Annotated in this window: 25 protein-coding genes and 1 pseudogene; 3 read left to right on the top strand and 23 right to left on the bottom strand. The window is 43.3% G+C overall.

The window, feature by feature from the left end; translation table 11 throughout:
- Nucleotides 1-72: 72 nt before the first annotated feature.
- The 9 genes from NFS43_RS15090 to xylA form a co-directional block, all read right to left on the bottom strand.
- Nucleotides 73-1656: a cation:proton antiporter gene (locus tag NFS43_RS15090; RefSeq protein ID WP_251552641.1), complete on the bottom strand. Its 1584-nt coding sequence runs from the start codon at nucleotides 1654-1656 to the stop codon at nucleotides 73-75.
- A 164-nt stretch (nucleotides 1657-1820) separates the two neighbouring features.
- On the bottom strand, nucleotides 1821-2636 hold the full coding sequence (locus NFS43_RS15085) for an enoyl-CoA hydratase-related protein (RefSeq protein ID WP_251552632.1): 816 nt from the start codon (nucleotides 2634-2636) through the stop codon (nucleotides 1821-1823).
- Between the two features lie 31 nt (nucleotides 2637-2667).
- Nucleotides 2668-3717 carry a phosphotransferase family protein gene (locus NFS43_RS15080; protein ID WP_251552630.1) on the bottom strand — a complete coding sequence of 350 codons (1050 nt, stop codon included), beginning with the start codon at nucleotides 3715-3717 and terminating at the stop codon, nucleotides 2668-2670.
- Between the two features lie 27 nt (nucleotides 3718-3744).
- Entirely contained in the window at nucleotides 3745-4332 is a 588-nt protein-coding gene (locus NFS43_RS15075) for a TetR/AcrR family transcriptional regulator (protein WP_251552622.1), read from the bottom strand.
- Between the two features lie 111 nt (nucleotides 4333-4443).
- Complete coding sequence (locus NFS43_RS15070) at nucleotides 4444-6027, bottom strand: class I adenylate-forming enzyme family protein (protein WP_251552614.1); 1584 nt, start codon at nucleotides 6025-6027, stop codon at nucleotides 4444-4446.
- A 14-nt stretch (nucleotides 6028-6041) separates the two neighbouring features.
- Nucleotides 6042-7019, bottom strand: coding sequence for a phosphotriesterase family protein (locus NFS43_RS15065; RefSeq protein WP_251552604.1), 978 nt, complete (start codon nucleotides 7017-7019; stop codon nucleotides 6042-6044).
- 350 nt (nucleotides 7020-7369) lie between these two features.
- A complete protein-coding gene (locus NFS43_RS15060) occupies nucleotides 7370-7873 on the bottom strand; it encodes a DinB family protein (protein ID WP_251552601.1) in 504 nt (167 codons plus the stop codon).
- A gap of 191 nt (nucleotides 7874-8064) precedes the next feature.
- The gene (locus tag NFS43_RS15055; RefSeq protein WP_251552578.1) at nucleotides 8065-8670 is read right to left on the bottom strand and encodes a polysaccharide deacetylase family protein; all 606 of its coding nucleotides are present in this window, start codon (nucleotides 8668-8670) and stop codon (nucleotides 8065-8067) included.
- A 396-nt stretch (nucleotides 8671-9066) separates the two neighbouring features.
- Nucleotides 9067-10398: a xylose isomerase gene (gene xylA / locus NFS43_RS15050; protein WP_251552567.1), complete on the bottom strand. Its 1332-nt coding sequence runs from the start codon at nucleotides 10396-10398 to the stop codon at nucleotides 9067-9069.
- 241 nt (nucleotides 10399-10639) lie between these two features.
- Here xylA and NFS43_RS15045 point away from each other — a divergent pair, with 241 nt between their 5' ends.
- Complete coding sequence (locus NFS43_RS15045; protein WP_251553084.1) at nucleotides 10640-11791, top strand: ROK family protein; 1152 nt, start codon at nucleotides 10640-10642, stop codon at nucleotides 11789-11791.
- 275 nt (nucleotides 11792-12066) lie between these two features.
- Here NFS43_RS15045 and NFS43_RS15040 read toward each other — a convergent pair.
- From NFS43_RS15040 to NFS43_RS15030, 3 genes and pseudogenes are all read right to left on the bottom strand, one after another.
- Nucleotides 12067-12153 (bottom strand): annotated as a pseudogene (locus NFS43_RS15040) (gamma-glutamyl-gamma-aminobutyrate hydrolase family protein); the annotation flags it as partial.
- A gap of 56 nt (nucleotides 12154-12209) precedes the next feature.
- A complete protein-coding gene (locus tag NFS43_RS15035; RefSeq protein ID WP_251552539.1) occupies nucleotides 12210-12530 on the bottom strand; it encodes a hypothetical protein in 321 nt (106 codons plus the stop codon).
- Nucleotides 12531-12620: 90 nt separating this feature from the next.
- Entirely contained in the window at nucleotides 12621-12998 is a 378-nt protein-coding gene (locus tag NFS43_RS15030; protein WP_251552536.1) for a FixH family protein, read from the bottom strand.
- A 330-nt stretch (nucleotides 12999-13328) separates the two neighbouring features.
- Here NFS43_RS15030 and NFS43_RS15025 point away from each other — a divergent pair, with 330 nt between their 5' ends.
- Nucleotides 13329-14111, top strand: coding sequence for a Cof-type HAD-IIB family hydrolase (locus tag NFS43_RS15025; RefSeq protein WP_251552534.1), 783 nt, complete (start codon nucleotides 13329-13331; stop codon nucleotides 14109-14111).
- A 144-nt stretch (nucleotides 14112-14255) separates the two neighbouring features.
- Here the strand turns inward: NFS43_RS15025 and NFS43_RS15020 are convergent, their stop codons facing one another.
- Nucleotides 14256-14876 (bottom strand): DUF3298 and DUF4163 domain-containing protein, encoded by a 621-nt coding sequence (locus NFS43_RS15020; protein WP_251552532.1) that lies wholly within the window; start codon nucleotides 14874-14876, stop codon nucleotides 14256-14258.
- Nucleotides 14877-15032: 156 nt separating this feature from the next.
- Here NFS43_RS15020 and NFS43_RS15015 point away from each other — a divergent pair, with 156 nt between their 5' ends.
- A complete protein-coding gene (locus NFS43_RS15015; RefSeq protein WP_251552531.1) occupies nucleotides 15033-15896 on the top strand; it encodes a hypothetical protein in 864 nt (287 codons plus the stop codon).
- Between the two features lie 24 nt (nucleotides 15897-15920).
- Here NFS43_RS15015 and NFS43_RS15010 read toward each other — a convergent pair whose 3' ends face one another.
- The 10 genes from NFS43_RS15010 to NFS43_RS14965 form a co-directional block, all read right to left on the bottom strand.
- Nucleotides 15921-16739: an EcsC family protein gene (locus NFS43_RS15010; protein ID WP_251552530.1), complete on the bottom strand. Its 819-nt coding sequence runs from the start codon at nucleotides 16737-16739 to the stop codon at nucleotides 15921-15923.
- A 151-nt stretch (nucleotides 16740-16890) separates the two neighbouring features.
- Nucleotides 16891-17835: an alpha/beta hydrolase gene (locus NFS43_RS15005; protein WP_251552528.1), complete on the bottom strand. Its 945-nt coding sequence runs from the start codon at nucleotides 17833-17835 to the stop codon at nucleotides 16891-16893.
- Nucleotides 17836-17872: 37 nt separating this feature from the next.
- Nucleotides 17873-19513 carry a flavin-containing monooxygenase gene (locus NFS43_RS15000; protein WP_251552527.1) on the bottom strand — a complete coding sequence of 547 codons (1641 nt, stop codon included), beginning with the start codon at nucleotides 19511-19513 and terminating at the stop codon, nucleotides 17873-17875.
- Nucleotides 19514-19698: 185 nt separating this feature from the next.
- Complete coding sequence (locus NFS43_RS14995; RefSeq protein WP_251552526.1) at nucleotides 19699-20757, bottom strand: LLM class flavin-dependent oxidoreductase; 1059 nt, start codon at nucleotides 20755-20757, stop codon at nucleotides 19699-19701.
- Nucleotides 20758-20847: 90 nt separating this feature from the next.
- On the bottom strand, nucleotides 20848-21873 hold the full coding sequence (locus NFS43_RS14990; RefSeq protein ID WP_251552524.1) for a threonine aldolase family protein: 1026 nt from the start codon (nucleotides 21871-21873) through the stop codon (nucleotides 20848-20850).
- Between the two features lie 118 nt (nucleotides 21874-21991).
- Nucleotides 21992-24157, bottom strand: coding sequence for an ATP-dependent helicase (locus tag NFS43_RS14985; protein WP_251552523.1), 2166 nt, complete (start codon nucleotides 24155-24157; stop codon nucleotides 21992-21994).
- A gap of 110 nt (nucleotides 24158-24267) precedes the next feature.
- Entirely contained in the window at nucleotides 24268-24549 is a 282-nt protein-coding gene (locus NFS43_RS14980) for a DUF3784 domain-containing protein (RefSeq protein ID WP_251552522.1), read from the bottom strand.
- An 18-nt stretch (nucleotides 24550-24567) separates the two neighbouring features.
- Nucleotides 24568-24939 carry a hypothetical protein gene (locus NFS43_RS14975; protein ID WP_251552521.1) on the bottom strand — a complete coding sequence of 124 codons (372 nt, stop codon included), beginning with the start codon at nucleotides 24937-24939 and terminating at the stop codon, nucleotides 24568-24570.
- A gap of 24 nt (nucleotides 24940-24963) precedes the next feature.
- On the bottom strand, nucleotides 24964-25215 hold the full coding sequence (locus NFS43_RS14970; protein WP_251552520.1) for a helix-turn-helix transcriptional regulator: 252 nt from the start codon (nucleotides 25213-25215) through the stop codon (nucleotides 24964-24966).
- A 109-nt stretch (nucleotides 25216-25324) separates the two neighbouring features.
- Complete coding sequence (locus NFS43_RS14965; protein WP_251552519.1) at nucleotides 25325-26440, bottom strand: cysteine desulfurase family protein; 1116 nt, start codon at nucleotides 26438-26440, stop codon at nucleotides 25325-25327.
- Nucleotides 26441-26640 lie beyond the last annotated feature (200 nt).

The raw sequence follows: 26640 nt of genomic DNA, 5'->3' as shown, positions 1-26640 counted from the left end.
TTACTAAACCTCTAATAAATTCTCATTTTTCCATTAAATAAAAGCTGCCTTTGTGGCAGCCTCTACTTGAATCTATATTTTTTGTCTTTCCTCTAACTGAACTAATTTATTGATAATTTCATCGCCTTCTTGGCCAGCTACTTCATTTGAAATAATGTCATCTTTCACTAATTTTTCGATTGCTCCATGCTGGGCATATAAAGCATGTTTTTCTAAAAGCAGCTGCTGCTGTTGTTTGAGGTCAGGGAATTTCTCAAACAGTTCCTCCAATTTGTCCTTCAGCATGGCCAGCTCTTGCTCATATTTTTCAATAATATCGCGGGAAGCTGATTCCGTAATGAATAATTTTTTTCTGACGGTATGTATTTCCGTTATTGCCGTTTCGAACCGGTGGCCCCGTGCAATGATTTCTTCGTACTCCTTGTGTCCGGCTTTGTCCTTGTTAATGCCTAAGAAGGTCAAGAGCGGTTTAATCGTAAGTCCTTGGACGATTAAGGAGAACAACACGACACTAAATGCCAGCACTAACAAATCCTCCCGCCCGGCAAAATCACGGGGAAGACTTAACACAAGCGCAATTGATAGCGACCCCTTCAAACCGCCCCAGTTAATCACATGCTTCCAGCTAGCCGGAAAGTTTTTGGCGAATAATAGACTGATGTAAACAGCCGCGCTTCTGGCGATCAGTACAATGATGATGGAAGCTAATACTAAGCCCCATTTATCCGCCATGTTTATCCTGGTGATTTCTAAACCGACCATTAAAAATACAATGGAATTAGCCAATAAGGCGGCCACATCCCAAAAGTTATTAATATTTAATTTGGTTGTCGGGCTCATTCCAATTTTTGCCCCGTAATTTCCTAGAACTAAAGCCGCCACAACGACTGCAATTACACCTGATGCATGCACCGTTTCAGCAAGGAGGAAGGATCCGTAAAATAAAATTAAGCTGAAGATGATTTCCAAAGGGTAATCATCAAAGTATTTGGTTAGCTGCGAGAATCCAAAGCCGAGTGCACCTCCTATGATGAGCCCGAGGGAAATGACCTTGACAAACTCCCATAAACCATACCCAATGCCGACTGCACCAAGATCGAGATATGTAAGCAAATAAAAGGCAGATATATTAAAAAAGACCACTGCCAGTCCATCATTAAACAAGCTTTCTCCTTCAATGACTGTCGCCATCCTTTTATGCACCCCGACACTTTTAAAGATGGACAGGACACTCACAGGGTCGGTGGCACTCATTAAAGCGGCAAAGACAAAAGCTTTTGGGGCCGAAAAATCCAATAACCAGAACATAGCAAATCCGACGATAAGAAAGGATAAAAGCGTCCCGCCAAACGCCAATGACAGGATGGGCCCTTTGTTCTCTCTTAAATGAGAAAAAGGGAGTTTAAGGGCGGCTTCCCCCAACAGGGCAGGCAAAAATAAACTGATGATGACAAAATTAAAAATTTCCCCCTCTGTAATGAAATCCTTTAACGGATCCAATACAGGGATATCAATTACCCCAATCACCGCACCAACCACCACCAAAGCAATCGGATAAGGACGATGAAACTTCTTCGCCACCGCCGTAACCCCAGCAGCAATCATAACCAACAAAAGACCAAGCTCAAAAACAAAATGCAAACCTAACTCATCCACCAATCAAAACCTCCTTTACCCTTATCATTCACAAAATACCGAGTAAAGATAAGCTTGAGAATCGGAGACAGTCCCCTGCCACGTCACCGCATTAATTAACTGGGGGACAGTCCCCCGCTGCTTTACCGCATTACTCAGCCGGGGGACTGTCCCCTTTTACTCTTTTAGTTTTTGTTGAAGAAATCGGGCATGTCGGTATTTTTTAGTGGGAATTGGGGCGGCCGTTTTTCTAGGAAGGATTGGACGCCTTCTTTTGCGTCGGCGTTGTTTCCTGCCCAGTAAAGGAATTTGGACTCCGCTAGATGTGAGGCGAGCGGTGTGTTTTCGCTTAGCATGTTCCAAAGGAGCTGACGGACGAACCGATTGGAGGTGGCAGCTGTTTCTTCTGTTATTAGATTGGCAATTTCGTATGCTTTCTCAAGGGCATCCTCCGCCTCGTACTGGACCAAACCGGCTTCCAAGGCTTCGACGGTAGGTATGTAGCGGCCTGTATACATCCATTCCAAAGCTTTCCCCACCCCGACCAGACGGGGTAAAAACCATCCGGAGCATGCTTCCGGGCCGATTCCCCGCTTGGCAAATACAAAGCCAATTTTTGCGCCTTGTTTAACAATCCGGATGTCCATCGGCAATGTCATGGTAAGCCCTATTCCAACTGCGGGACCGTTAATCGCCGCGATGATTGGTTTTTTCAAGTTATGGACCGTAAGGCTGACCTGTCCTCCCCCGTCACGATAGTCTTCCATTGATTCCGTTGAGGCAAAGGTGTCGCCTCCGCTCTCCAGGTCCATTCCTGCACAAAAGGCCCTTCCTTCTCCTGCTACGATTATGACCCGAACCTGATCGTCTTCATCTGCGTTCTGGTAAACATCAATCAATTCTCTTGCCATCTCATGTGTGTACGCATTCATGCGCTCTGGCCGATTTAAAAAAATCGTTAAAATCCCCTTATCCATCTCTGTTCTAATTGTTTTATACAATTCCTCTCACTCCTTAAAAAGTGTTTTGACCTTATAAAATTTTATGGGCACGCGCCAGATTGGCCATTTCAATTAAATTGGCAACCGGTCCATTTAAAGCGGCAAACCGGTCATCCATCGCCGCGCCCTTTTTCCAGCGATAATGGAGCTGCTGCAAAATGACTGCCAGCTTGTAGAAACCAAAGGCCAAATAATAGTGGATGCAGGAAATGTCCCGCCCGCTCATCTGAGCATACAGCTCCGCCATTTCCCTCCGGCTGGGGAAACCAGGCTGATTGGTCACAACTGATATGCCCATATCGGGATCACCCGCTTCTCCCCAATACGTGAGAACAGCACCAACATCCGTCATCGGGTCGCCTAGCGTCGCCATCTCCCAGTCCAGCACTCCTTTTACCACACCAGCTTTTTCCGGATCAAGGACCAGGTTATTTAGTTTAAAGTCGTTATGGACAATTGTTGTATCGGGGGATGCCGGCATATGGCGAATCAGCCAATTCTCCAGTTCAGCAACACCTAAAATTTCATCTGTTTTAGATGCACGATAGCGCTTAATCCAGCCATGCACCTGCCGCTCTAAGTAACCTTCCGGCTTCCCGATTTCTAATAAGTTGGCTTTTTTGAAATCCACCTGCTGCAGCTCGATTAAGCTATCAATCAAACCTTTGGAAATCTTAGGCCCAGCCATTTCTGAAGAGCCATAGGAAACAGGAAGAGAGTCATTCACCACAACCCCTTGCTTTTTTTCCATCAGGTAAAAATGCCGTTCCATGATGTTCGGGTCATCCTTGTAAAAATAAGGTTTAGGGGCAAGCGGGTAGAAGCCGTGAAGCCTGGACAAAATCGTATACTCTCGTTTAATATCGTGCGCCTTTGCCGGAATCTCCCCAAACGGAGGTCTCCTTAGTACAGCTTCCCAGTCTCCAATTGTCAAAAGATAGGTATGGTTGGAATACCCTTCGGAAAATTTGATTATTTTCATGGGCTCTTCCGGAATTTCTTCAACCGTATGACGGACCAGCCTTTCCAATTCATCCCAATTAATAGGTTCATTCGCAACCGATTGGTCTAAAGCTCGCATCTCTGCTATCGTCTCCTCCTTTTGAAGTTAATGAAGCATTTTTAAAATATATTCGGTATAAATGGCCGCTAATTCTTCTTTGTTTAAACGGCCATTGGGCTTATACCATTGTTGGACCCAGTTCATCGCCCCAAGCATGATCATTCTTGCAATCGCTGGTTCCTTTACAGAAAATTCACCATTGGCCACACCTCGAATGATCACTTGGTGGAATAAATTTTCATAATTCTTTCTAAGCTTTAATACGAGAGAGAGCTGCTCCTCACTGAAGGTACGCTTTGGTTCCATAATTAAATTGAAAACTTCCTTCTCTTCAATCGCATATTCCATATGGGCAGCAATCATTTTTGTCAGTAAATCTTGAGCTGTTTCTTCCTTTATGTCCAGAATTTTTTCCATTTCCTCAGTCGCTTTGGAAAGGACAAATTGGTGGCACTGGTACATGAGATCACTTTTATTTTTGAAATAATAATAGAGGGAACCTTTGGTCATAAGCAGCTCTGCGGCAATTTCCTCCATTGTTGCCCCGCTATATCCCTTTTTATTAATGATTTCTATCGCGGAGGAAAGAATTTGTTCTTTTTTTCGAAGGATTTTTTTCTCAGATAGTTTCATAGAATCACCGCTTAGAGTAAAATAAAGAACATGTTTTTTAGGCTAGGGACTGATAAAAAAAAATCTGGCTCCGAACCAGATCTTAAAATTGTTCCTCTATTAGAAATGGCTTTACCGTAATGTGTGCTTCAAAACCTTTCCAGAGGCAGTTTTCGGGAGTTCATCGATGAACTCGTAAATTTCTGGTATCTTAAATTTCGCTAAGTATTGTGAACAGTATTCACGAATGACCGCTTGATTTTCCTCATTTAAGGTATCCGACACAATAATCGCTTTTACTCTTTCTCCAAAAATCGGATCCGGTGCCGCGACAACCGCCGCTTCGATAATTTCAGGGTGCTTCTTTAACACATCTTCTACCTCGATCGAGTAGACCTTTTCTCCGCCCCTGTTAATCATGTCCTTTTTCCGGTCCAGTATATAAACGTATCCCTCTTCATCGATTTTGGCGATATCGCCTGACCGCCAGTATCCATCTATAAACGAGCTTTCGTTCGCTTGCGGGTTATCCCAATATTCTCCGATGACCATAGGTCCTTTAATCAATAATTCGCCAATTTCATTAACACCCTGTTCACGGTCATTTGAATCAATCACCTTCAGCTCGGCCGTATCCACCGCTTTTCCAACCGACGTCGCTTTGGACATCGGGAAGCCTGCAGGCATAACGGTTGTTGGCGAGGCTGTTTCCGTGGCACCGTAGCAGTTATGATAGCTGGCATTCGGAAAGATTTCCATCAGTTTTTCGAGTGTTTGCTGATAAATCGGAGAGCCGCCAAATGCGACAATCTTGACTTGCTCAAATGAGTATTCCTTCAGCAAAGGACTTGTAGCCATCATGATAAAAATGGTCGGCACATTAAAGTGAAAATTGACGTTTAAGTCATAGCTTTGTTTGATATATTTTTCATTGTTGTAATGTGTGAGAATCACCATGGATCCCCCCACATAAACCATTTGAAGGAATTGGGCCACCAGGCCGGTCACATGGAAAAATGGAACGGCCAGCATAGTGCGCATTTCGTTATCGGATTGGAAGCGCAGCTGATAGTGCATCACACTATGGACGATATTGACATGGCTTAAAACAGCCCCTTTTGGACGCCCTGTTGTTCCCGAAGTGTATAAAATAAAGGCTGGGTCGGTTTCTGTTATTTCTGTTTCAGCAGGTTCGCTATCCTCTTCCAGTAAGGCTGTTAGATTAAGCGTCTCTTTGGAGGCATCTCCGACTGCAATGATCTGGCGGGAGAAAGGTCTTACTTCCTCATTCTTTTCCTTGCAGTCTTCGATGACGCCGAGTAATTCCTGATTTGCAAAAATGACCGAAGGTTTGGAATGTCCAATAATATAGGCGACCTCAGGGGCTGTCAATTTGGTATTGACCGGAACCATCACGATTCCGCTTTTCAAACACGCTGTCACAATAATCGCAAACTCAAGGGAATTTCCAACGAGCGTGAGTAATCGGTCTCCTTTTTTCATGCCATAGCGGTTTTGCAAAGCGGAGATAAGCCGATTTGACATCTGGTCCAGCTCTTCGTAGGTCATCTTCTGACCCTCCAGGAACAGGGCATCCTTTTTTCCGTACTGCATAACGGTGTTCCTGATAATCTCTTGAAAAGAGGCAGGATGGTCAGCAAACACATTTATTTCTCTATCAAACAATGAGACTCTTTTAATATCCAATACCTTCAATGGCCGCTACCTCCTCACGCACTAAAAATGCTTCTAGGATTGTCAACCAAAATCGTTTCAATCGTTTGATCGGAAACTCCGCCTTCTTTTAGGGCAGGAATAATATTTTGGAACAGGTTTTCAATATGCCATTGCTCCAGCAGTTTGGCCAGCTCTTCAGGGAATGGGGATTCGGCGCCCAGCCATACATTCACCGTATCGTGGGATAACGTAATTTGGTTGGCATACCCGCTGCCGATGAGACCAATTAATACAGCAACCCGTTCCTTATCGAGCGGCGCTCCGACAAACTGCTGAATGCCCAAACGGTCAAATCCAACATAAACTCCATGCTTTAATGTCTCCATTTGATAGCGGATATCTGTATTTCCATCCATATGGCCTACCACGATTTTTTTAGGATCTGCTCCTTCAGAGACGAGCAATTGAGCCTGCTCCGGCCCCATGGTTCCTTCCTGCGTATGGGTAATAATCGGAACGCCAGTTTCTTTTTGGACCTTTGCGGCTGTTTTGAAGAACATTTGTTCATAATCGGAAATCACATTTTTTCCGGAACCCAGCTTAATCACTCCTGGTTTGATTCCAGTTTTGCCGATGCCGTTAGTGATTTCTCCCATGAATAATTCATAAATCTCTTCTTCAGCTACGCCTAATCCTTTTTTAAATTTAAAATAGGCAGGGGCTCCCTCGCCTTCATAATAATAGCCAGTAGAGCAGATGATATGGACTCCGCTTTTCTCCGAAATTTCCCGCAAGATTTCAGGGTTACGGCCGCAATCATTTGGCGTCGCATCGACGATGGTTTGCACACCATGGGCTTTGGCTTTTAGTGCGACCTCTACCCCGATTCTGACGATGTCAGCCGGATCTTTTTCATGCAGGGTATTTCCATTGAATCCCGGGTATCCGAAGGCAAAATGTTCGTGCATTAATGTTTTCCCAATTTTATCCGAAGAAACGGGTCCTAATACGGTATTAACCATTTTACTCATGACATTACCTCCAAATGGAATATATGTTTTTTGTTAATTCAACTTACATGAGTGAGAACATCCTGCCAATTTGAATACGCGTTTTTTCATCACCACCAGTAACCGCTTACATTTTTATAGCGGAAAATAAATTTCTTTGAGATTAGCAATCTACAATTTAATTATTACATTTATTGCCAATTAACTATAATTTAACAATTTATTCCATCGTTTACAAGCTTTTTTTGAATTAAGTTTAATATTTAAACATGGTTTAAACTATTAGAATAGTAGAATTAAAACAAATACCAAGAAAAATGGAGCCACTTTTGTTCAAATAAGTGACTCCGTTTTTTGGTTTCTTTGCCACATTAAATAGCAGGTGCCTCCATCCCGATATGGGCCCATCCCTCTCTTGCTGGTCCATAAATATCCGGTACGCTAATTCCTGCTTGCCGCATAAGGACGGTCATCTGTCCCCGATGGTGGATGATGTGCTTGATAAGAAGTGAAAGCGTTGCAGCCCTTGGCATTGTCATTCCAAATGCATTAACCAATTCTTTTAGTGTATCGTTTGTCCATTGCTGCTTCACTGCATACACAGTGTCCGAGCTGACTCTCCGAAAAGTTCCTGCTATTTCTTTTGCAGAAGCTGGAACGGTTTCTGAATTGTCGACTGGCGGGACGTCGACACCGAATTCCATCAGCATTCCAGGTGTACTTGTCACGATATGCCAGGCAATTCTCCCTAGCGTACGGTCCTCTGATGATACCTGCTGATGCAAGGATTCATTCGATAATGCATCTAAAACCTTTTGAGTTGAATCGGCTTCTTGGTTCCATTCCTCGATGAATTCGGCTATTGTTGTAAACATTCGTTTTTTTTCCTCCAATCTTTGGGCTCTCAACTGGTCATTCGATTGTGCATCCCCATGTTCTAGTATGTTCTTTCATCTTGTATTTAAAAGAAATTTTTACATATCCCTAAAGAAAAGGCAGACCCTTTATATGAGTCAGCCTTTGAAATCATCACCTTTTGAGACCAAGCAACAGCCCTTTAAAAGGCTTAGTCTGCTAACTTTAATAATTCGCTCACGGTTACAAGTTGGTATCCATTTGATGATAAATCTGCAACAAGTCTGCGAATAGCTTCTATGGTTTGGGAACGATCCCCATATCCATCATGGAAAATGAGAATACTGCCATTTTTCACGCAGGCCCTGGAGACTTCCATGATGTGTTCCACTCCGGGCTGCTCCCAATCACGGGCCTCCATGTTAAGAGCACCAATCATCGGATATCCCTTTTCCTTAAGTATTAACGCCGTTTCCTGATTATACTCCAAGTAGGGCGGGCGAAAAATTACTGGTTTATGTCCAGTCAAGCCCCCTATTAATTTTTCATTTCCTTCCATTTCCTCGAGACAATTTGCCCGGCTTAACTCTGACAACTTAGGATGTGTGTAGGTATGGTTGCCGATTTCATGCCCTTGCTCTGCCACTGTTTTGGCCATCTCCGGGTACCTTTCTACTTGCTCCCCAATCATAAAAAAGGTCGCTTTCCCATGTGCCTCCTGAAAAATCTCTAAAACCTGAGCAGTGTACATAGGATTGGGCCCATCATCAAATGTAATCGCCACGGCCTTGTGCGACGTAGAAACATCGTTAATCAAACCGATTCCCTCCCTCTTCTCTGAACATTAAACAAACACTCTACTCCACTATCTTCCTTTTTTAAAGACTCTTTTATCGCTGAACGTTGATCTTCTATGTTTGAAAAATAAAGGGAGAAATTCCTTCTATTTTGGGAAATATGGGTATTTCCTTAAAAATAAGAGTATTTTTTCCCTTTATTGTATCCAAATCAATGAATTTTGGCATATTTAGAACCGTTAAGCGGAATTTTTCCGCTTATATCGGCTTCATAAGGCCTCTCTATCTACAATAGACGGAAATTCTCCCCCTATTCCATTCTCATACCTACACGAAAAACAACAATGAATCCTAACAGACCCTTTTTAAAAAAAGTGCTGGACTTATAGGCTGCCAGCACTTTTTTCTGATTCCTATTAAACTGATACGCTAGAAAGTGATTCCAATAAATATTGATTAATTAAAGCCTTCAAGCGCTCTGTTCTGCCTGATTGATTCTTAATTTCGGTTAATTGAAGGGCATAAGCCTCCAGCTCCCTGAAGTTGGTTCGGCCTTCGACAATCTCCAGGCCAATTCCTTTTGTATAGCTGCTATAGCGCTCTTCTATGAAGCTATCAAGCGCTTTATCTTCAATTAATTTGTTGGCGACTTTTAACCCCACCGCAAATGCATCCATTCCTGCAATATGGGCATGGAAAAGATCTTCTGGCTCAAATGAACCTCTTCTGACTTTGGCATCAAAGTTTAATCCGCCGCTGCCCAGACCGTCATTTTTCAAAACTTCATACATGGCAAGTGTGTTGGTATATAAGTCAGTCGGGAATTCATCGGTGTCCCAGCCAAGTAAAACATCACCTTGGTTCGCATCGACAGAACCAAGCATGCCATTGATGCGGGCAACACGAAGTTCATGTTCAAATGTATGGCCGGCAAGGGTAGCATGGTTCGCTTCAATATTAAACTTGAAGTAGTCTGTTAAGCCATATTTTTGCAAGAATGTCAGACCAGTAGCCACATCAAAATCATATTGATGCTTGGTAGGCTCTTTTGGTTTCGGCTCAATTAAGAACGGCACATGTAAACCGATTTCCTTTGCATAATCGACGGCCATATGGAAGAAGCGCGCCAAATTATCCTGCTCCAGCTTCATATCCGTATTAAGAAGAGTTTCATAGCCTTCACGGCCGCCCCAGAATACATAGTTCTGTGCTCCGAGCTCTTTTGCTACTTCTAATGCCTTTTTCACTTTTGCTGCAGAGTATGCAAACACATCGGCATTTGGAGAAGTTGCCGCACCATGGGTATATCTAGGATTGGTAAACATGTTGGCCGTGTTCCAAAGCAATTTGACTTTGCTCGTTTTCATGTATTCTTTAATCATAGCCACAATAATATCTTGATTTTTATTAGTTTCACTTAACGTGCTGCCTTCAGGAGCAATATCTACATCATGAAAAGCAAAGAACGGAACATTTAGTTTTTCAAAAAGTTCGAATGCTGCTTCCACTCGAGCTTTTGCTAAATCCAAACCCTTCAGATGGTTCCAAGGACGAATGGCCGTTCCAACGCCAAAGGGGTCAGTGCCATCTGCCGTAAATGTGTGCCAGTAAGCCACGGAAAAACGAAGATGCTCTTCCATTGTTTTTCCGTTCACTTTTTCTTCTGGATTATAATACTTAAAAGCTAATGGATTTTTGGATGAAGCGCCTTCAAATTGAATCTTGCCAACGTTTTCAAAGTAAGCCATTGAGTATTCCTCCTAGTCGGTTTTAGGAAACAAATCCTTTTTGTAACTGCTTACAATTCTTGCAATCTGTTACTTTGCTTAATTAAATTATAGCACCGCGAACTTAGTTTGTCTATTAAATAAACTAAGATTTTTTCTGAGCCTCTCCTTTACTCGATAATCGCTAATGGATTAAGTTTATGACAAAGTTTGTGTTAAAATATAAGTCAGATCAATAAGGAGTTTTATAAAAGTGGAAAACATGACATGGAACCAACAATTAATGAAAAAAAATAATAAAGCGCTCGTCTTGCAAATTATTATTGAAAAAGAGCCTATTTCTAGATCGGACATTGCACAAATATCCGGGCTGCACAAAGCGACTGTATCTTCTTTAGTGAATGAATTATTAGAAGAAGAACTGATTTATGAATCAGGGCCAGGAGAATCAAGCGGCGGCCGCCGCCCCGTAATTCTCCACTTCAATAAAGCTGCCGGTTATGCCATCGGGATTGATATCGGGGTCAATTATATTTTATGCGTCTTGACGGATTTAAAGGGCAATATTCTGATTGAAAAAAATGAAGTGGTAAACCGGACCCCCTATCCGGCAATCAAGAATAAAGTTCAAAAAATGATTCAATCTCTTATGGATGAAATGCCCAGCAGCCGGTACGGAATAGTAGGCATTGGCGCAGGCGTGCCTGGAATTGTCGACAAAGAAGGTGCCATTCTATTAGCACCGAATTTTGGCTGGAGCAATATTCAGTTAAAAAAAGATCTCGAAGAGTTATACCAGATCCCCGTCTTGGTTGAAAATGAAGCCAATGCGGGCGCTTTTGGCGAGCAGCAGTTTGGGGCATGCCAGAACACGGATAACATGGTTTATATCAGTGCCGGAATTGGTCTTGGGGCCGGCATAATTGTAAATAAAGAACTATATCGAGGCAAGGATGGCTTCTCGGGTGAAATGGGACATATGATTATTGAAGTCAACGGGAAGCCTTGCAGCTGCGGCAGCAAGGGCTGCTGGGAAGCATATGCTTCCGAGAATGCTCTACTGGAGATGGCGGGTAATCCAAGCGATACACTTGAGTCCTTAATCACACGCGTTGAAATGCAGGACCAAACGGCACAGCAGCTTTTTGAAACGATCGGGCATTACCTTGGGTATGGGATCAACAACATTATCAATACCTTCAATCCCCATCAGGTCATCATCGGAAACCGGCTGGCATTAGCTAAAGACTGGATCGAACAGCCTATACGGGAAACGATTGAAAAGCATACGCTCGGCTTCCAACTGAACGAATTGGAATTAGTTTTTTCAAAGCTTGGAAAATATTCGACAGCATTGGGTGTAACCGCATTTGTTGTGGAAAACTTTTTGAAAGCGGAAGAAAAAACTTTATAGTTGGACATTAAACTTTATGGGACTGGCTCCACGCCAAGAACAGTATTTAGAACGTTTTTTCAAAATACTGTGGTGTGGTGTCTAGTCCCTTTGCTTTTTGGACAATCCCATAAAAGATCAATTTACTCAGGTTCGAACCCTACAACGCTGATGGTGCAGGCTGTTGACTCTCACTCTTTCAGACCCAATGATCTGAAACAATTTACTCTCTTGACAACGTTACCCAATGAATACCCCGGCTTCTATCTATTTATTGTGAATGCTAAATGGAGTTATTGGCTTGGGATATCCTGTATTAAAGTTCTGCCCGGCGCCACATTTAATATCTGTACTCCCCTGCATATGGCCAACAATTCTTTTCTGCTAATTTTCAAAAAAAAAAACAGTCCCCATTCTAGAGAACAGGAACCGTTTCTGGTTATTGAATAAATCCATTGAGATACTGATACAACTCTTCTAATTCTTGTTCCTTCCCAACGATACAATTTGGGTATTGCTTAATTTCCGCCACACTCGTTAGTTTAAAATCATTCGGCGCAGGGAGACCGGAAGCACAAATGACCAGGTAATCCGCAAAAAATATGATTCCAGTCAGGGCAGACGTTTTAATGACCATCTGTCCCATCGGCCTTCCTGCAAACAAACCTTTTACAGCACTTTTCCCACCGGTTCTTTCAATGACGATTTTTGTTTCATCTGCCAACACTTTGGTCCCGGATTTTAGCTCAAACGTTTTCACTGCTTATCTACCCCCCGTTCCTACAATAGAGGATAGCTTTTCCAGATGCAATGAAATTTATCACCAGAATGGTATAGCCAATTTAATCTATTACTTCGTTTTGGAAACGATGGAAAACCTTTTTTCTCCCGTCCATTTTTCTCCCTTGTATTGTATGCTAATGTTAACGGTATAATTGCCTTCCATTTCTATTGCCGTGTTTCCAACGTATACACCATCATTCGTTTCTTGCATTTCCATTGAAAGATCCCCATGACTCATTCTTTCCATTTTTAATTCAGCACTTACCTTTGCCCCTTTTACTGGCTTTCCCTCAGTATCTAGAATCTTAAGCTGAATAAGCGAGGATTGTCCAGGTGCAAATGATTTTGGAGCAGTAAGTTCTATTTGAAATTTATTGTAATCGCAGCCAGTGATGACAACTAATAATAAACATATAACAAAAGGAAGATATTTGAATTTACTCATTTCACCATATCCCTTCACATCTAAACTTCTTTAAACTGCCAAAATCGACTTTACACAGCCATACATTTTCCTCTGGCTCACTGATTATACATTATATAAGCCAAACAATGCCACAGAACTGCATCCATTTAATTCATTACTTCCCTGGGGGACTGTCCCCTGCTGCTTTAATGCGTTACTTTCCTGGGGGACTGTCCCCCGCTGCTTTAATGCGTTACTTTCCTAGGGGACTGTCCCCCGCTGCTTTAATGCGTTACTTTCCTGGGGGACTGTCCCCAATTGTGTTATACTAGTATACAGCAAAAGTTTTTGCCTTTAGGAGTGTGTTTTATGAGTTATAAAGCAGTCATCTTAGATATTGACGGGACGATTTATCCGCATGGGAAGGCGGTTAGTGCTGCGACGAAGCAGGCTATTGAGAGGTTAAGAGATAAAGATATGAAGGTGGTTATTGCTACCGGGAGGGCTCCTTATTTTTCGGAGTCGATTGTTCAGGAGACTGGGGTTGATTCCATGGTGTTCTTTAATGGGGCCTATGCCGTTCACGAAGGCAAGGAAATCTACCGGAATGCTATTGAAAAGAATTTATTAGAAAAGTTGCTGCTACTGTCACAGGAGTATAACCACCCGCTGACTTTTTTAAGCGGCAATAGCTTTACAGCTACCGATTTAAGCCATCCTTTTGTGGTACAAGCTTATCGGCACAATACGTGGATGCCGGACTTAACCCCTCAAGGTTACTGGATGGACCAGGATATTTATCAATTGTTCCTTCACTGTGATACCGATGAAGAAAAATCCTATCATCTTCAAATCCCCGAATTAGATTTCAGGAGATGGACAACGATTGAAGCTAAGACTTGTGATGTGAACCAATCCAGGTCTAATAAAGCTGTTGGCCTGACCAAGCTATTGGAAGCAATCGGCATTGCTCCAGACGAGACAGTTGCCTTTGGCGATGGCCTAAATGACATAGAAATGCTATCAATGGCAGGCATGGGCGTTGCCATGGGTTCTGCCCGTGATGAAGTGAAACAGGCCGCCAATATGGTCACCCTCTCTGCTGAAGAAGACGGGGTTTATTATGGATTAGAGCGGCTTGGATTGCTCTAATCTATGTACACTTAAGCATCTAAACATATATTTCACTACTACATAACGGCGAAAAGCTTGCAGCATTCGGCACATTGCCTTATCTGCAAGCTTTTTTTCTAAAATCTTAAGATAAAAACGGGCCAGAGTCCTTTTTTCAGTCCTTTAATCGTTCACAGCCATTCGGCCCAGCGGTCCGTGTTCATCGATTATGTCCTGCAGGTCATAAACGGAGATAGGAAACATTGGGAAGCCAAATGCGTAAGGCGTGATTTCGTACAGCTGAAAATAGGCCACTAGGGCTTTGTCAGCAATATAAAAGTCTTGATCGGGCTTTATGCTTGTGAAGTCTTGCAGCAGAAAAATATTGCGCTGTTTGATTTGCTCCCTAATAATCGTTGAAAGTTTTTGCACATACGGACTATCCCTCTTAAACAGATCCTTCAAGTTACAAAGCTTCCCCTTTTGCAAGTCGAAAGTCATGGATTTAATATATGTCATACCGTGGGCTGCATGAGAGTGATACGTGTAATTTGAAAGGGATAAACTCAGTACCTGGCGCTGGTTGTTTTTTATTTCATAGGTGCCCAGCATCTCCTCGACAGTGGTCGGCATCATTCCTGTTTGTTGATTAATCAGCTCTTGGGTCTGTTGGACAATCGTCCGATTGATGAAGCGTTCCAGCTGTTGGTCCAAAACGCCGCTAACCTGTGGATAGGAAACCGTTCTTTTCGGACCGCCGTCAATCGTCAACGTTTTAATCTTAAGCGGTAAAGTAATGGGCATTTGTATCCATCCTCAACTTTTTTACCCCATATTATTTATAAGCCAATAAATCGGTGCCTCTATAGATAGCCAATTATTGGTTTAACGTATATAATTCAGCTCAATTATCCAGACTGTACCTACTTGGTCATTTTTCGCTGTTTTGGAGGTGTTTTGATGGATATCTATCAAGCCATTTGGGAGGCAGATAGGAATGGCAGCGGACTTCAGCCCGTCCTAGCCCCGGATAGCGGAGATTCAGCTGAAGGATACGTTGTCGTTGACTTAGGAGCCTGCAGCCCTGAGCACCATGTTTTTAAAGAAGTCGTTATTCCAGATCGAAAAAAACACAGTTATAAATTAGTTGAAAAACTCTTTGATAACTATACATTAAATCATTATAGCAGGGAAAAAAACACCAGTGCCGAAACCAAGGAAGTGAAAGAATTCTTAAACATGGCTATTGATTCTCCCCCAGTTGAGACAGCCAAAAAATTCATTGAGGAAAAAACAAAAAAACGCTTCACTGAAGTGCAATGGTATACTCATTTACATAACCTATGGTTTCGGCAGTATGATGAAGAAACCGGAAAGGATTTATCCGGCTTTGAGCATGTTTTTATTGGGGAACAACGAAATCGGAGACTTGAAGGGCACCATTTTTGGTATAAATATTGGCTCGAGGATGCTGCACCATTAAACCGCCATCATCAGGATCATGTTGAATTAAAATGTGATTACTTTGGGGAACAAAAAGGAGCGCCGTATGTGGTGACACTCGGTTATCGGTTGTACGCTTTCGATTATCAAAAGAATCATTTTTTTAAAATCAGCAAAAATCACTGTGCCTTTTTGGTCGGAATCAGTGCAGAAGGACTTTTGGCATTAGGAACTGTCCGGGCCTTTCAGCATAAAGATGTTCCAGAGAATCTGATCATCAATCAGATCCCGTTTAGACTTGAACTCTATAGAAGTCCTGATGGCAAAAGTATCCGGACCTTTTATCCGTTAGATCCAGAAAGACAAAATCCTATCAATTAAATAAGAACTTGTCCTTCATGGCGCCTATTGTTGTCCTTTATTTTCTTTTGCCTGCTCCAGTCTTTCAAGCACCCTTCTTTTACGATAAAGCATCCTGCCTGTTTCTGCCAGGTCATTGATCATGGATCGATTGGTGAAGGCGCCGAAAAGCATTCCGGCGATGGGCACCATTTGAAAAAGCTTCTTCCAGCCAAACTGATCTCGATATGTAAATACCACCTCACGCCAGCCCTGGAGCTGGGACACCATTTCACTAGACTGGCTTCCATGGTCATAAAAACTGGAAAGCTCATTCAGAATCGCCTGTTTGCCTACAATATCCGATGAAGAAAATTGCAAGCATTTAATGATAAATACCCTCTCACTTTTTTCGGTTGGATCATAGCCATGAATGATGGCCATTTCCTGCAATGTTTTTAATGATATCGCCATGATGGCGGGTATATCAATCGCCAAGGTAAAAAAACCGCCAATCCCAGTGCTGGCCCCTTGGATGGCGGCAGCTTTCTTCCGCTTGTCCGCCAGCTCCCTGCTTAACTTGTCCATAGTGGATAAGGAAATCTCTTGGATATCAGTCATATCGCCAATTGGATGCCCCGTTTCTTTCTCAATCATGCTAAAAATCGTTTGTTTTTTGATCAAATAACTGCCGCCCGTTTGTATATATGAGCCTATTTCCTCAAGCAATGATCCAACTTTGTTGTGGATAAATTGAGGCGTGATCTTATCTAGAAGTTTAAATGGCAGCCGTCCCAGCCGTTCCCAAATCCACAAATTTCCTTGGTCTTTTTCCCACTTCTCAATTATAGCCAGCTCATGCATCAGTTCCGCTTTCGATTCCATTCCTTGCCCACCCTCTATGTTTCTTTGATAAAAAATACGGATTATCTGATAAAAAGTTTCATTTAGTGGTAGTTTGCACGAACGAGCCAAAAAAAGACTGACGTGGAAACTGTTTTTAAAACAGCTTCTCACGCCAGTCCTTCACAATAGTTTATTTCGTTTCGAAGGCGTAGAATGCTCTCTTCAAGGCATTCGCCGCTTGGTCAATCGCTTTTTTGCTGTCATCCAAGATGCCTGGCATCCCGAAAAACCCGTGAATCATTCCGTCGTACCTTGTTGCTTCCACCGGAACTCCGGCCTCTTTTAGAAGGTCCCCATAGGCTTCACCTTCATCACGCAGCGGGTCAAAGCCGGCCGTTATCACGAGGGCTGGCGGCAGTCCGCTCAGGTCCCCAGCTTTTAAAGGAGAGGCATACGGGTTCAAGCCGTCCTGCTCATTTCGCAGATAATGGTTCCAGAACCAAATCATCATGTTCTTTGTCAAAAAGTAACCCTCAGCATTCTCCTGATAGGATTCTGTTTCATAAGAATGATTGGTCACTGGGTAAATGAGCAGTTGGCAGGCTAAAGACGGTCCTCCCTTTTCTCTGGCCATCAATGCCGTCACTGCCGTAAGATTTCCGCCGGCGCTGTCACCGCCAATGGCAATACGGTTTGCATCTCCTTGGATGGCGGACGCGTTCTCGGCAACCCACTTGACCGCAGCATATGCGTCCTCGGCCGCTGCAGGGAATTTATGCTCTGGTGCCAGACGGTAGTCAACCGAAATCACCACACATCCTGCTTTATTGGCCAGCATCCGGCACGGCCCATCCATCGTGTCGAGATTGCCAATCACCCAGCCGCCGCCATGGCAGTAAACCAATACCGGAAACGGCCCTTCACCAGCAGGAGTGTAAATTCGGACAGGTATTTCGCCTGCCGGCCCTGGGATGGTTCTGTTTTCTACTTTAGCTACCTCCTCCGGTTCTCCTGCCAAGGTGCCCAAATCGATCGCTTGCCTCGCTTGTTCAGGCAATAAGGTTTCCATTGCAGGACCGCCGGCTGCCTCTAATTGTTCCAATAAAAACTTCGCTTGTGGATCAAGATTTGCCATTTTTATTTCCTCCCATTTTGTTAGGTTCAATAAGCTTTTATAAATTCATTGCCCTTGAAGCAGGCAATGTTATAAACCCTTCATAGCCTTTGGCTGCAACATCATTACAAATCTGCCGGTAAAGCCCCACTCCTCCGGCAAAAGCGAGAAATCCGCGGGGCTTGCCTTCAATATTGGCTCCCATATACCAGGAATCAGTCTTAGGTAACAGTGTCATTTCGGTAATCTCTCTGCATTGCTCGCTCCATGCCTCTTCAGCAGGAGGTGCCACATCGAATTCATCATGATTATTTTTCCTGAGGTATTCGAGAAAGTCGGCAATCCATTCGACATGCTGCTCAATCGAAACGATCATATTGCTTAAAACGGATGGGCTTTGCGGACCGGTAATCATAAACATATTTGGGAATCCCGCTGTCGCCAAGCCTAGATAGGTTTTCAGATTGGCACCTCCAGCCCACTTTTCCTTAAGCGGGACCCCGCCTTTACCGCGGATATCCATTTTGAAAAACGGTCCTGTGATGGCATCAAAGCCGGTTGCAAAGACGATCATATCCAGTTCAAATTCTGTTTCCTCAGTTTTCAGCCCAGTTGGTGTGATCTCCATAATTGGGGTGTTTTTTATATCTACTAGGGTCACATTTTCCCGGTTATAGGTTTCAAAATAATTCGTATCAATGATCGGGCGTTTTGTTCCGTAAAAAAAACTTGGCATCAGTTTGTCGGCCACCTCAGGGTCCTGAACAATTTCCCTGATTTTTGATCGGATGAAATCCTGAGCGGTTTCATTGGCATTTTCTCCAAAGCCCAAGTCACTAAATTGATAGAGTAAGGTAAACAGTCCGCCTTCCTGCCAAGCTTTTTCATATGCCTGCTTGCGGACGTCTGGTGAAACTTCTATTGCCAATTCCTCCCGTGGGAACGATGGTACACCATGCCTCGATTCACTCATTGCTTTTTTGATTTCGCTGTAATTATTCCGAATCTGCCGTATATATTCCGGGTCATAGGCGTGGTTTTGTGCTGGGGTACTATACTGTGGTGTCCGCTGAAAAACGGTTAGGCTGCTTGCTTCTTTAGCGATGATGGGGATGGCCTGGATGCCGCTGGAGCCTGTTCCAATCACCCCAACCCGCTTTCCCTTGAATCTGACTTCTTCATGTGGCCACTTTCCTGTGTGGTACATCTCCCCTTTGAAACAGTCCATTCCCTTTATATTTGGGGTATTGGATGCCGATAAGCAGCCTAGTGCGGTAATAAAATAGCTGGCCGTCAGCAAATTTCCAGTATCTGTGTCAATTTCCCAGAAATGATAGTTCTCATTATAGCGGGCAGCCGTAATCCTTGTTTTGAATTGGATGTCACGGCGCAAGTCCAGCCTATTTGCGACGAAGTTGATATAATCCAATATTTCCGGCTGCTCAGCAAATCTTTGTGACCATGTCCATTCATTTAGAAGCTCTTCTGAGAAAGTATAATTATAGTAAATACTTTCGATATCACATCTCGCCCCCGGATAGCGGTTATGGTACCAGGTGCCGCCAACATCTTCAGCTGCCTCATAAACGCGTACCGAGTATCCCAGCTCCCGGAGCTTATAGAGCATATATAAACCTGAGAACCCTGCTCCTACAACCACTGCATCAAAATGTTGAACCTCAAGCTGGCTTTCTGTCATTTTTTTAGGACCTCCTTTTTGAAAATCTTCATGTAAAAATATGCAAGCGTTTTCATTTAAATTCTATCTATTTCTTCCATCTTCCTGCTTTATTTGGTAAATTTAGTAATTTTTTAATATAAAAAAGGCCTCCATTGAATTGGAAGCCTTTTTTCATATGCTTTTGCTCTTAGGACTATATTTACCTATTCTTGTTGGGATGCTTCCCATTTGGAGACCTCTTCACGAACCCGAGGTGCTACTTCTTTCCCCAGAAGTTCAATTGCCCTCATCACGTCTTCGTGTGGCATGCTGCCAACAGGTACATGGAGCATAAACCGTGTCACTCCTACATTTTTTCGAAGGTGGATGATTTTCTGGGCCACTGTTTCTGGGTCGCCAACGTAAAGAGCACCATCAAAGCTCCTTGCCGCATCAAATGCGGAACGGTCATAGTAGCCCCAGCCCCGCTCCCTTCCAAGCACGTTCATCGCTTGTTGAGTGGATGGGAAAAATTTATCCGCTGCTGTGTCTGTATCTTCGGCGACAAAACCATGGGAATGGGAGGCGACTGCGAGTTTGCTGGCATCATGTCCGGCTTGGGCTGCCGCTCTTTTATAGAGCTGAACCAATGGCGCAAACCGGACAGGGCTTCCACCAATTATCGCTAATACAAGCGGCAGTCCAAGAAGACCGGCACGGATGACAGATTCTGGCGTTCCACCGCTGCCAATCCACACAGGTAAACGATCCTGCACGGGGCGAGGATAAACGCCAAGATTATGGATGGCTGGCCGATGTTTGCCGCCGCTCCAAGTGACTTTCTCTGATTCACACAATTTCAATAGCAAATCCAGCTTTTCATCAAACAGCTCTTCATAGTCCTTTAAATCATAGCCAAACAATGGGAATGACTCAATAAATGACCCTCGTCCTGCCATAATCTCTGCCCGCCCGTTTGAAATGCCGTCAAGCATCGCAAATTGTTCAAATACCCGTACCGGGTCATCAGACGAAAGAACCGTCACCGCACTCGTCAGCCGAATCCGCTTTGTTTGTGACGCTGCTGCAGCCAGCAGGACAGCAGGAGACGATGCCGCATAATCCTTGCGATGATGCTCCCCTACTCCAAATACATCCAAGCCCACTTGGTCGGCAAGCACAATTTCCTCCACAACCTCCCGCAGCCGCTCGGCATGACTAATCACCTTACCCGTCCTAACATCCGGCGTCGTCTCAACAAACGTCGTTACACCAATCTCCACTAACTAACCCCTCCAACTTTATCACTTTCCCGTGCTGGGGGACTGTCCCCCGGCACGTTAATACTTTAGTGCTGTGCAAACTTGTCCATCTTATAAGTATTTTTTTATGTCCTCGAGGAAAGCATTTACGGCTTCTTCTTTTGTGGCCCAAGAGGTGACAATCCGAATTGCTGAATGGTCTTGGTCAGCCTTCTCCCAAATTAGAAAAGCATAATTGTTTTGTAGTTGCTCGATTACGCTGTTCGGAAGAATCGGGAAGATTTGGTTGGACGGCGAATGGGTTACAAATTTGATATTGGCCCGGCTTAATTCATCGCTAATCTTCTTTGCCATGTTATTGGCATGCTGAGCCAAATCGAAGAATAAATTGTCCCGGAATAATTCAAGAAATTGGATGCCAAGAAGTCGCCCTTTTGCAAGCAGCGCCCCTTTTTGTTTCATATGGAAACGGAAGTCTTCTTTAAGGGAGTCACGGCAAATGACGAGCGCTTCCCCGATGAGTGCTCCATTTTTCGTGCCGCCGATGTAAAATGCGTCAACGAGTTCCGGGAAATCTGATATACGGAGGTCATTTTCCGAAGAACATAGAGCAGAACCCAGACGTGCCCCATCCATATAAAAAATCAAGTTGTTCTTTCGGCAGAAATCGCTTAATAGCTGTAGTTCATGCCTATTATAAATGGACCCTATTTCGGTGGAATCCGATATGTAAACAAGCTTTGGCTTTACCATATGTTCATCTGTATGTGCATCCAGCACTTCCTGGATCGCTGACGGGGTCAGTTTTCCATCGGTCGTTTCAACTGACAGCACTTTATGCCCTGTTGCTTCAATTGCCCCTGTCTCATGGGTCTGAATATGGCCGCTGTTCGCCGCAATTGCTGCTTCATGGGGTCTTAAGAAAGCGGATAATGCTATCAAATTGGTTTGCGTCCCGCCAGGAATCAGATGAATATCCACATCCGGCCGCCCGATCTTCTCCTTCAAAAGCTCAACCGCCTGCCGGGAATAACGGTCCTCCCCGTAACCATCCTCCTGCTCAAAATTCGACTCGATTAACGCATGTAAAATTCTAGGATGCGCACCCTCAGCATAATCATTCTTAAAGCTGTACATCACACGGCCTCCATCTATATATATTTGACAGTCTAATCTTAATATATGGGGACAGTCCCCCACAACTTTAAAGCACTAACGCGCTGAGAGACTGGCCCCAGCGTGTTAGTACGTCAAATTATTCATTGATGATTTCTAGTAGGCCCATGTCCATGCATGTTTGGATGGATAGTTTTTTGGTTTCTCGTTGAAATTTTATTTCGATATGTTCTTGGTTTAATTGGGCGATTGTTCCTGATCCAAAGACGCGGTGTTTGACTGTGATGCCCTGTTTTAGGTTTTCTGCATTTTTAATGGCATTTGGATTGTGGGGAATGATTGGTTTCCCTGCTTGATCCCGCTTCAAAGGTTCTCTTCTAGATGCTTTGACTGGGGGGGTGATGATGTTCTTGACATCCAGGATAAATTGCGAAGGCCTAACACTCTTGCCAAATTGCTTTTTATAGGCAATAAGCTCCAGGCTGGATTCCGCCCGCGTCATCCCTACATAAAACAGCCGGACGGCTTCCTCGAGCAGCTCCGTATTTTCTAAATCATCATCCGTTGGAATGACACCTTGAATAAGGTCAATCATATACACACTCTTAAATTCCAAACCCTTTGAGCTATGAAAAGTCGATAAGGTCACTACATCTTCATTTTTCTTAAATTTTGAAGTATGAATGACAGATTGCAGATAGTCTAGGCGGGCAGCGAATTCCTCCATCGTCCTAAGGGGTCTCGCGATCTGCTCTAAAGTATGAAGAATGCCCAGCAAATAATCTTTATTAAACTTTAAATTCTTGGCAATCTTTTCAAGTGCCTTATCATACCCTAACACCCCGCGAATAATCTTCATAACCTCTAAAGGCCGCTTTCCTCGCATCATGACAAAGGCCAGTCTGCATTCGGTGATTTGCTCTGACCGTTTCGGGTCCATCATTTTTAAAAGTTGATCAAATATCGAGACATTTTGATTTGATTGCTTCAGCTCTGCCATTCTTTCCTTGGTAATAAAAATGGGCAGCTTCCGATAAATCTGCTCGAAAATATCGACCCGTTTGTCACTGAAACTCAGCCGCATAAAGTTCAAAATATCTTTTACCACCCAGTGCGAAAAAAACCGGTTGTCATGATCCTTGATATAAAATGGAATGCCGGCACGTTCAAATTCATTCACTAACAGAATGGATGATGAATTATTCCGAAACAGAACCGCTGTATCTTTAAACCGGTCCAGTCCCGTTATCTTCTCTGCTAAATAGGAAGCCTGCTGTTCATAATCATCCAAATGTTTAATCACAATCGGCTGATCCGGCGGATTTTCCGTAAACATATTTTTGTCATAGCGCTGCTTATTCTGTTTAATAAATTGATTAGCCGTCTCGACTATCTCTTTGGAGGACCGGTAGTTTTGCTCCATCATCAAAATCACGGCATTGGGATAGACCTGCTTAAAATTGAGCAGATATTGAGGCTCTGCTGCCCTCCAGGTGTAGATGGACTGGTCGTCATCCGCCACCACATACAAATTTTGATGGGGCCTCACTAATTTTTCAATAATCGCATGCTGTACCATTGATGTATCCTGGCTTTCATCAGTCAAGACATAATCATACCGCTGCTGGTACTTTCGGAGCAGGGCCGCATCCATTTCAAATGCCTCATTTGCAATCGTCAGCATATCATCGAAATCCAGCAAAAGCTTGGCGCCAGCGGTCTTTTTGTAGTTTTCGTATTCTTGGAAAATTTGCTGGGCGAACGGGACCTCACAATTTACCTTTTCCCAATCCTCACGCGGAACCATTTTGTTTTTGATAAAACTAATATAAACAGTCAGCTCCTCCAGCTGGTCCTCTGACATCCATTCATTTGTGAACCGATTAAACAGCTGCTTGATTAAAGTGTTTTTTTGTATATGTGTATCCTTATTGCCTTCAATGATTTGATAGGCCACTAGATTTTTATAGAAATATTCACGGACCACTGCAAAGGCGAGGCTGTGGATGGTTGAAAAATCCACGGACTGTTCGGTGTATTCGGGAAAAAATCGTTTAAACCGTTGTTTCATATCGTTAGCTGCCGCTTTACTAAAGGTCACTGCTTTTATTCTGGCTGGATTGATTCCCTTCTCTTCGATCAGGTAGCCAATCCTCATAATCGTGGTCGTCGTTTTCCCAGACCCCGGCGAAGCGAGCAGCAATAAAGGTCCTTCCGTATGGAGAACAGCCGTTTTCTGAACTTCATTCAAGGAAACCCCTAATTCTTTTTTCTTTCTATTAAAAAAATCTTCATTTTGAAACATACCTGTTCTCCCTCAAAAATAGTACCTTTTGAAGTATAGTACATTTTTAAAACTATCTCAAACCGGAGATGTATGATTTTGGAAATATTAATTAAAAAAAGCAGCCTTGGTTACTCCACCATTTTTATATTGACATAGCCAAGCAGGATGACGTAGCCAACAATCAGAATTGGAAATAATATTTGCATATCTGGATGGTCGATAAAAGCAGCAATCAGCATCGCAGCACCCATTAACCCATTATAAAACCCTACCAATTTTGCCAGCTTATCTTGGTCTTTGACCCGTCTCTGATTGAACCCAGACAATAGCCAAGTTTGCTTTTTCACTCCCACTAAATAAGCCAACACTAACAAAATGATGCCAATCATGAAGAATGGCTGTTGGTTCATTGTACTTCACCCTCTCGGTTATTTTTTTCTAGCTATGAAAGGCACAATATAGAATGCGGCGATAAATGTGATCGATAAATATAGGATTAAATAGTTTGCATTGACAGTCTGCACCTTAAGGATTTGCCATGAAATTAACAGGTACACCAAGAGAAGCAAATTGGCGATGGAGAAGGTTTGAAACGAATAGGCTTTGATATTTTGATTGACTCTTTCGTCATATTCAAGTTCATCCGCAGCTTCCTGCTTTTTAATTCTCAGCCATTTAAAGCTGCCAACCCCAGCCACTAGGGCTGCCAAAATCCCCCATTGAGCGGATCCTGACAGCAAAGCCACAATGGCCAAGCACACGATCATACTGATGAATATCGTAAAAACATTTACGTGCATATCGGCTCATCACCTTTCATTTTCTTATTCCTCTTCTATCCAAAACAGTTCATCCACCGGACAATCCAATTGTTTACTTATTAGTAAACATACACGAATGGTAGGATTGTATTTTTGGGCTTCAATTAAATTCATTGTCTGCCGGGTCACGCCGACTCGTTTCGCAAGGTCACCTTGAGTGAGTTTTCCTTTTTCAATCCGGGCAATTTTTACTTTATTCTTCACTGTAATTTCCTTCACTTCACTCACCCACACCTTAGTACTCTCTTCTTTCATTGTAATATATATTTTACTTTTTATAAATATATATTACATCTTTCAAAAAAAAAAACTACTGCACTATATAGTGCAGTGACAGGAAATGATAGACAGTCTTAACGTCGATTCACAGAAGTTCTTTAAGAGCTGCGATGACTTGATCAATCTCATCCCTGGCCGTGTTACGGCCTAGGCTGAATCGGATTGCTCCCATCCCAACTTCCACGGGGACTCCCATTTCTTTTAAGACCGGTGATAATTCAATACTTCCGGCATGACAGGCAGAACCCGTAGAGGCAGCTAAATTCGGTATCGCATCTAACAGTTCTTGCCCGATTCGATTGACAAAGCTGACATTTAAAGTGTTCGGCAGCCGTTCCTCTGGATGCCCATTCAGCACGACCTGTCCGCTGAAATGCTCAAGTAATTGCTGCCAGAAATAATCTCGTAAATCTTTGATTCTTGAATTTTCCAACTGGGTTCCGGCCATTTCACATGCCTTCCCAAGCCCTGCTGCAAGCAGTGTATTTTCCGTACCAGCACGAAGGCCGAATTCATGCCCCGCTCCATGAATAAGCGGCTCCAATTCAATTCCGTCCCGGATAAACAAGGCACCGATTCCCTTTGGCGCATAAAGCTTATGGCCGGCAATCGTGAGCAAATCAACTTTTAATTGTTGAACATCAATTGGAACCTTGCCTGCGGATTGAGAGCCATCCGTATGGAAGACAACCCCATGTTTTTTGGCCATTTCACCAATCTCCTGAATGGGCTGTAACGTCCCTACCTCATTATTAGAATGCATGATGGTGATTAAAATGGTTTCGCCGGTGATCGCTTTTTCAAGCTCTTCCGGCGAAACCCTCCCGTACTGGTCCACGCCGACATATGTAACATTTGCCCCCAGCCGTTCAAGGAACTTGCATGGATTCAAAATGGCAGGATGTTCAATTTTCGAGGTAATGATATGGCTGCCTTTATGGCGATTTTTAAAATAAAAACCTTTTAAAGCAAGGTTATTAGCTTCACTGCCGCCGCTGGTAAAAATGATTTCCCGGGGGGAGCAGCCAATTAATCCGGCCACCTGTTCCCTTGCCTTTTGCAGCAATTCTTTCACAGGTTTGCCAGACCAATGCAGGGCTGACGGATTTCCGTAAAAGTCATGCAGCAGCGGCTCCATGGCATCGACTACTTCAGGAGCCAAAGGAGTGCTGGCATTATAGTCAAGATATATATTTTTCACTAACTCTCATTCCTTTCTACAAAAACCTGCTGTACACGTTAACTTTCATTCTACTTTTTTTATTTATAGATTCCAAGAATGAAAGCCGTTTTTCCATGAATCATTTACAGCATCTTCTCCATAAGTTTAAATAAACCCTTGCCTTCTATGGTTATACTAATTAACGCAATTATTAGTGATACATGTTGGAGGAAGAATTT

The organism is Neobacillus muris (assembly GCF_943193175.1).
GTDB lineage: Bacteria > Bacillota > Bacilli > Bacillales > Cytobacillaceae > Neobacillus > Neobacillus muris.
The sequence above is the reverse complement of the archived record's forward strand: the minus strand, read 5'-3'. Positions and strand labels throughout refer to the sequence as shown.

Excerpts from the sequence above, each read along its gene's own strand:
- NFS43_RS15025 (WP_251552534.1), top strand. The coding sequence starts at position 13,329 with ATGAGTTATAAAGCAGTCATCTTAGATATTGACGGGACGATTTATCCG.
- NFS43_RS14990 (WP_251552524.1), bottom strand. The coding sequence starts at position 21,873 with ATGTACAGCTTTAAGAATGATTATGCTGAGGGTGCGCATCCTAGAATT.
- NFS43_RS14975 (WP_251552521.1), bottom strand. The coding sequence starts at position 24,939 with ATGCACGTAAATGTTTTTACGATATTCATCAGTATGATCGTGTGCTTG.
- NFS43_RS14970 (WP_251552520.1), bottom strand. The coding sequence starts at position 25,215 with ATGAAAGAAGAGAGTACTAAGGTGTGGGTGAGTGAAGTGAAGGAAATT.
- NFS43_RS15015 (WP_251552531.1), top strand. The coding sequence starts at position 15,033 with ATGGATATCTATCAAGCCATTTGGGAGGCAGATAGGAATGGCAGCGGA.
- NFS43_RS15020 (WP_251552532.1), bottom strand. The coding sequence starts at position 14,876 with ATGCCCATTACTTTACCGCTTAAGATTAAAACGTTGACGATTGACGGC.
- NFS43_RS15060 (WP_251552601.1), bottom strand. The coding sequence starts at position 7,873 with ATGTTTACAACAATAGCCGAATTCATCGAGGAATGGAACCAAGAAGCC.
- NFS43_RS15030 (WP_251552536.1), bottom strand. The coding sequence starts at position 12,998 with ATGAGTAAATTCAAATATCTTCCTTTTGTTATATGTTTATTATTAGTT.
- NFS43_RS15065 (WP_251552604.1), bottom strand. The coding sequence starts at position 7,019 with ATGAGTAAAATGGTTAATACCGTATTAGGACCCGTTTCTTCGGATAAA.
- NFS43_RS15080 (WP_251552630.1), bottom strand. The coding sequence starts at position 3,717 with ATGCGAGCTTTAGACCAATCGGTTGCGAATGAACCTATTAATTGGGAT.
- NFS43_RS15075 (WP_251552622.1), bottom strand. The coding sequence starts at position 4,332 with ATGAAACTATCTGAGAAAAAAATCCTTCGAAAAAAAGAACAAATTCTT.
- NFS43_RS15045 (WP_251553084.1), top strand. The coding sequence starts at position 10,640 with ATGACATGGAACCAACAATTAATGAAAAAAAATAATAAAGCGCTCGTC.
- NFS43_RS14980 (WP_251552522.1), bottom strand. The coding sequence starts at position 24,549 with ATGAACCAACAGCCATTCTTCATGATTGGCATCATTTTGTTAGTGTTG.
- NFS43_RS14985 (WP_251552523.1), bottom strand. The coding sequence starts at position 24,157 with ATGTTTCAAAATGAAGATTTTTTTAATAGAAAGAAAAAAGAATTAGGG.
- NFS43_RS15005 (WP_251552528.1), bottom strand. The coding sequence starts at position 17,835 with ATGGCAAATCTTGATCCACAAGCGAAGTTTTTATTGGAACAATTAGAG.
- xylA (WP_251552567.1), bottom strand. The coding sequence starts at position 10,398 with ATGGCTTACTTTGAAAACGTTGGCAAGATTCAATTTGAAGGCGCTTCA.
- NFS43_RS15000 (WP_251552527.1), bottom strand. The coding sequence starts at position 19,513 with ATGACAGAAAGCCAGCTTGAGGTTCAACATTTTGATGCAGTGGTTGTA.
- NFS43_RS15010 (WP_251552530.1), bottom strand. The coding sequence starts at position 16,739 with ATGGAATCGAAAGCGGAACTGATGCATGAGCTGGCTATAATTGAGAAG.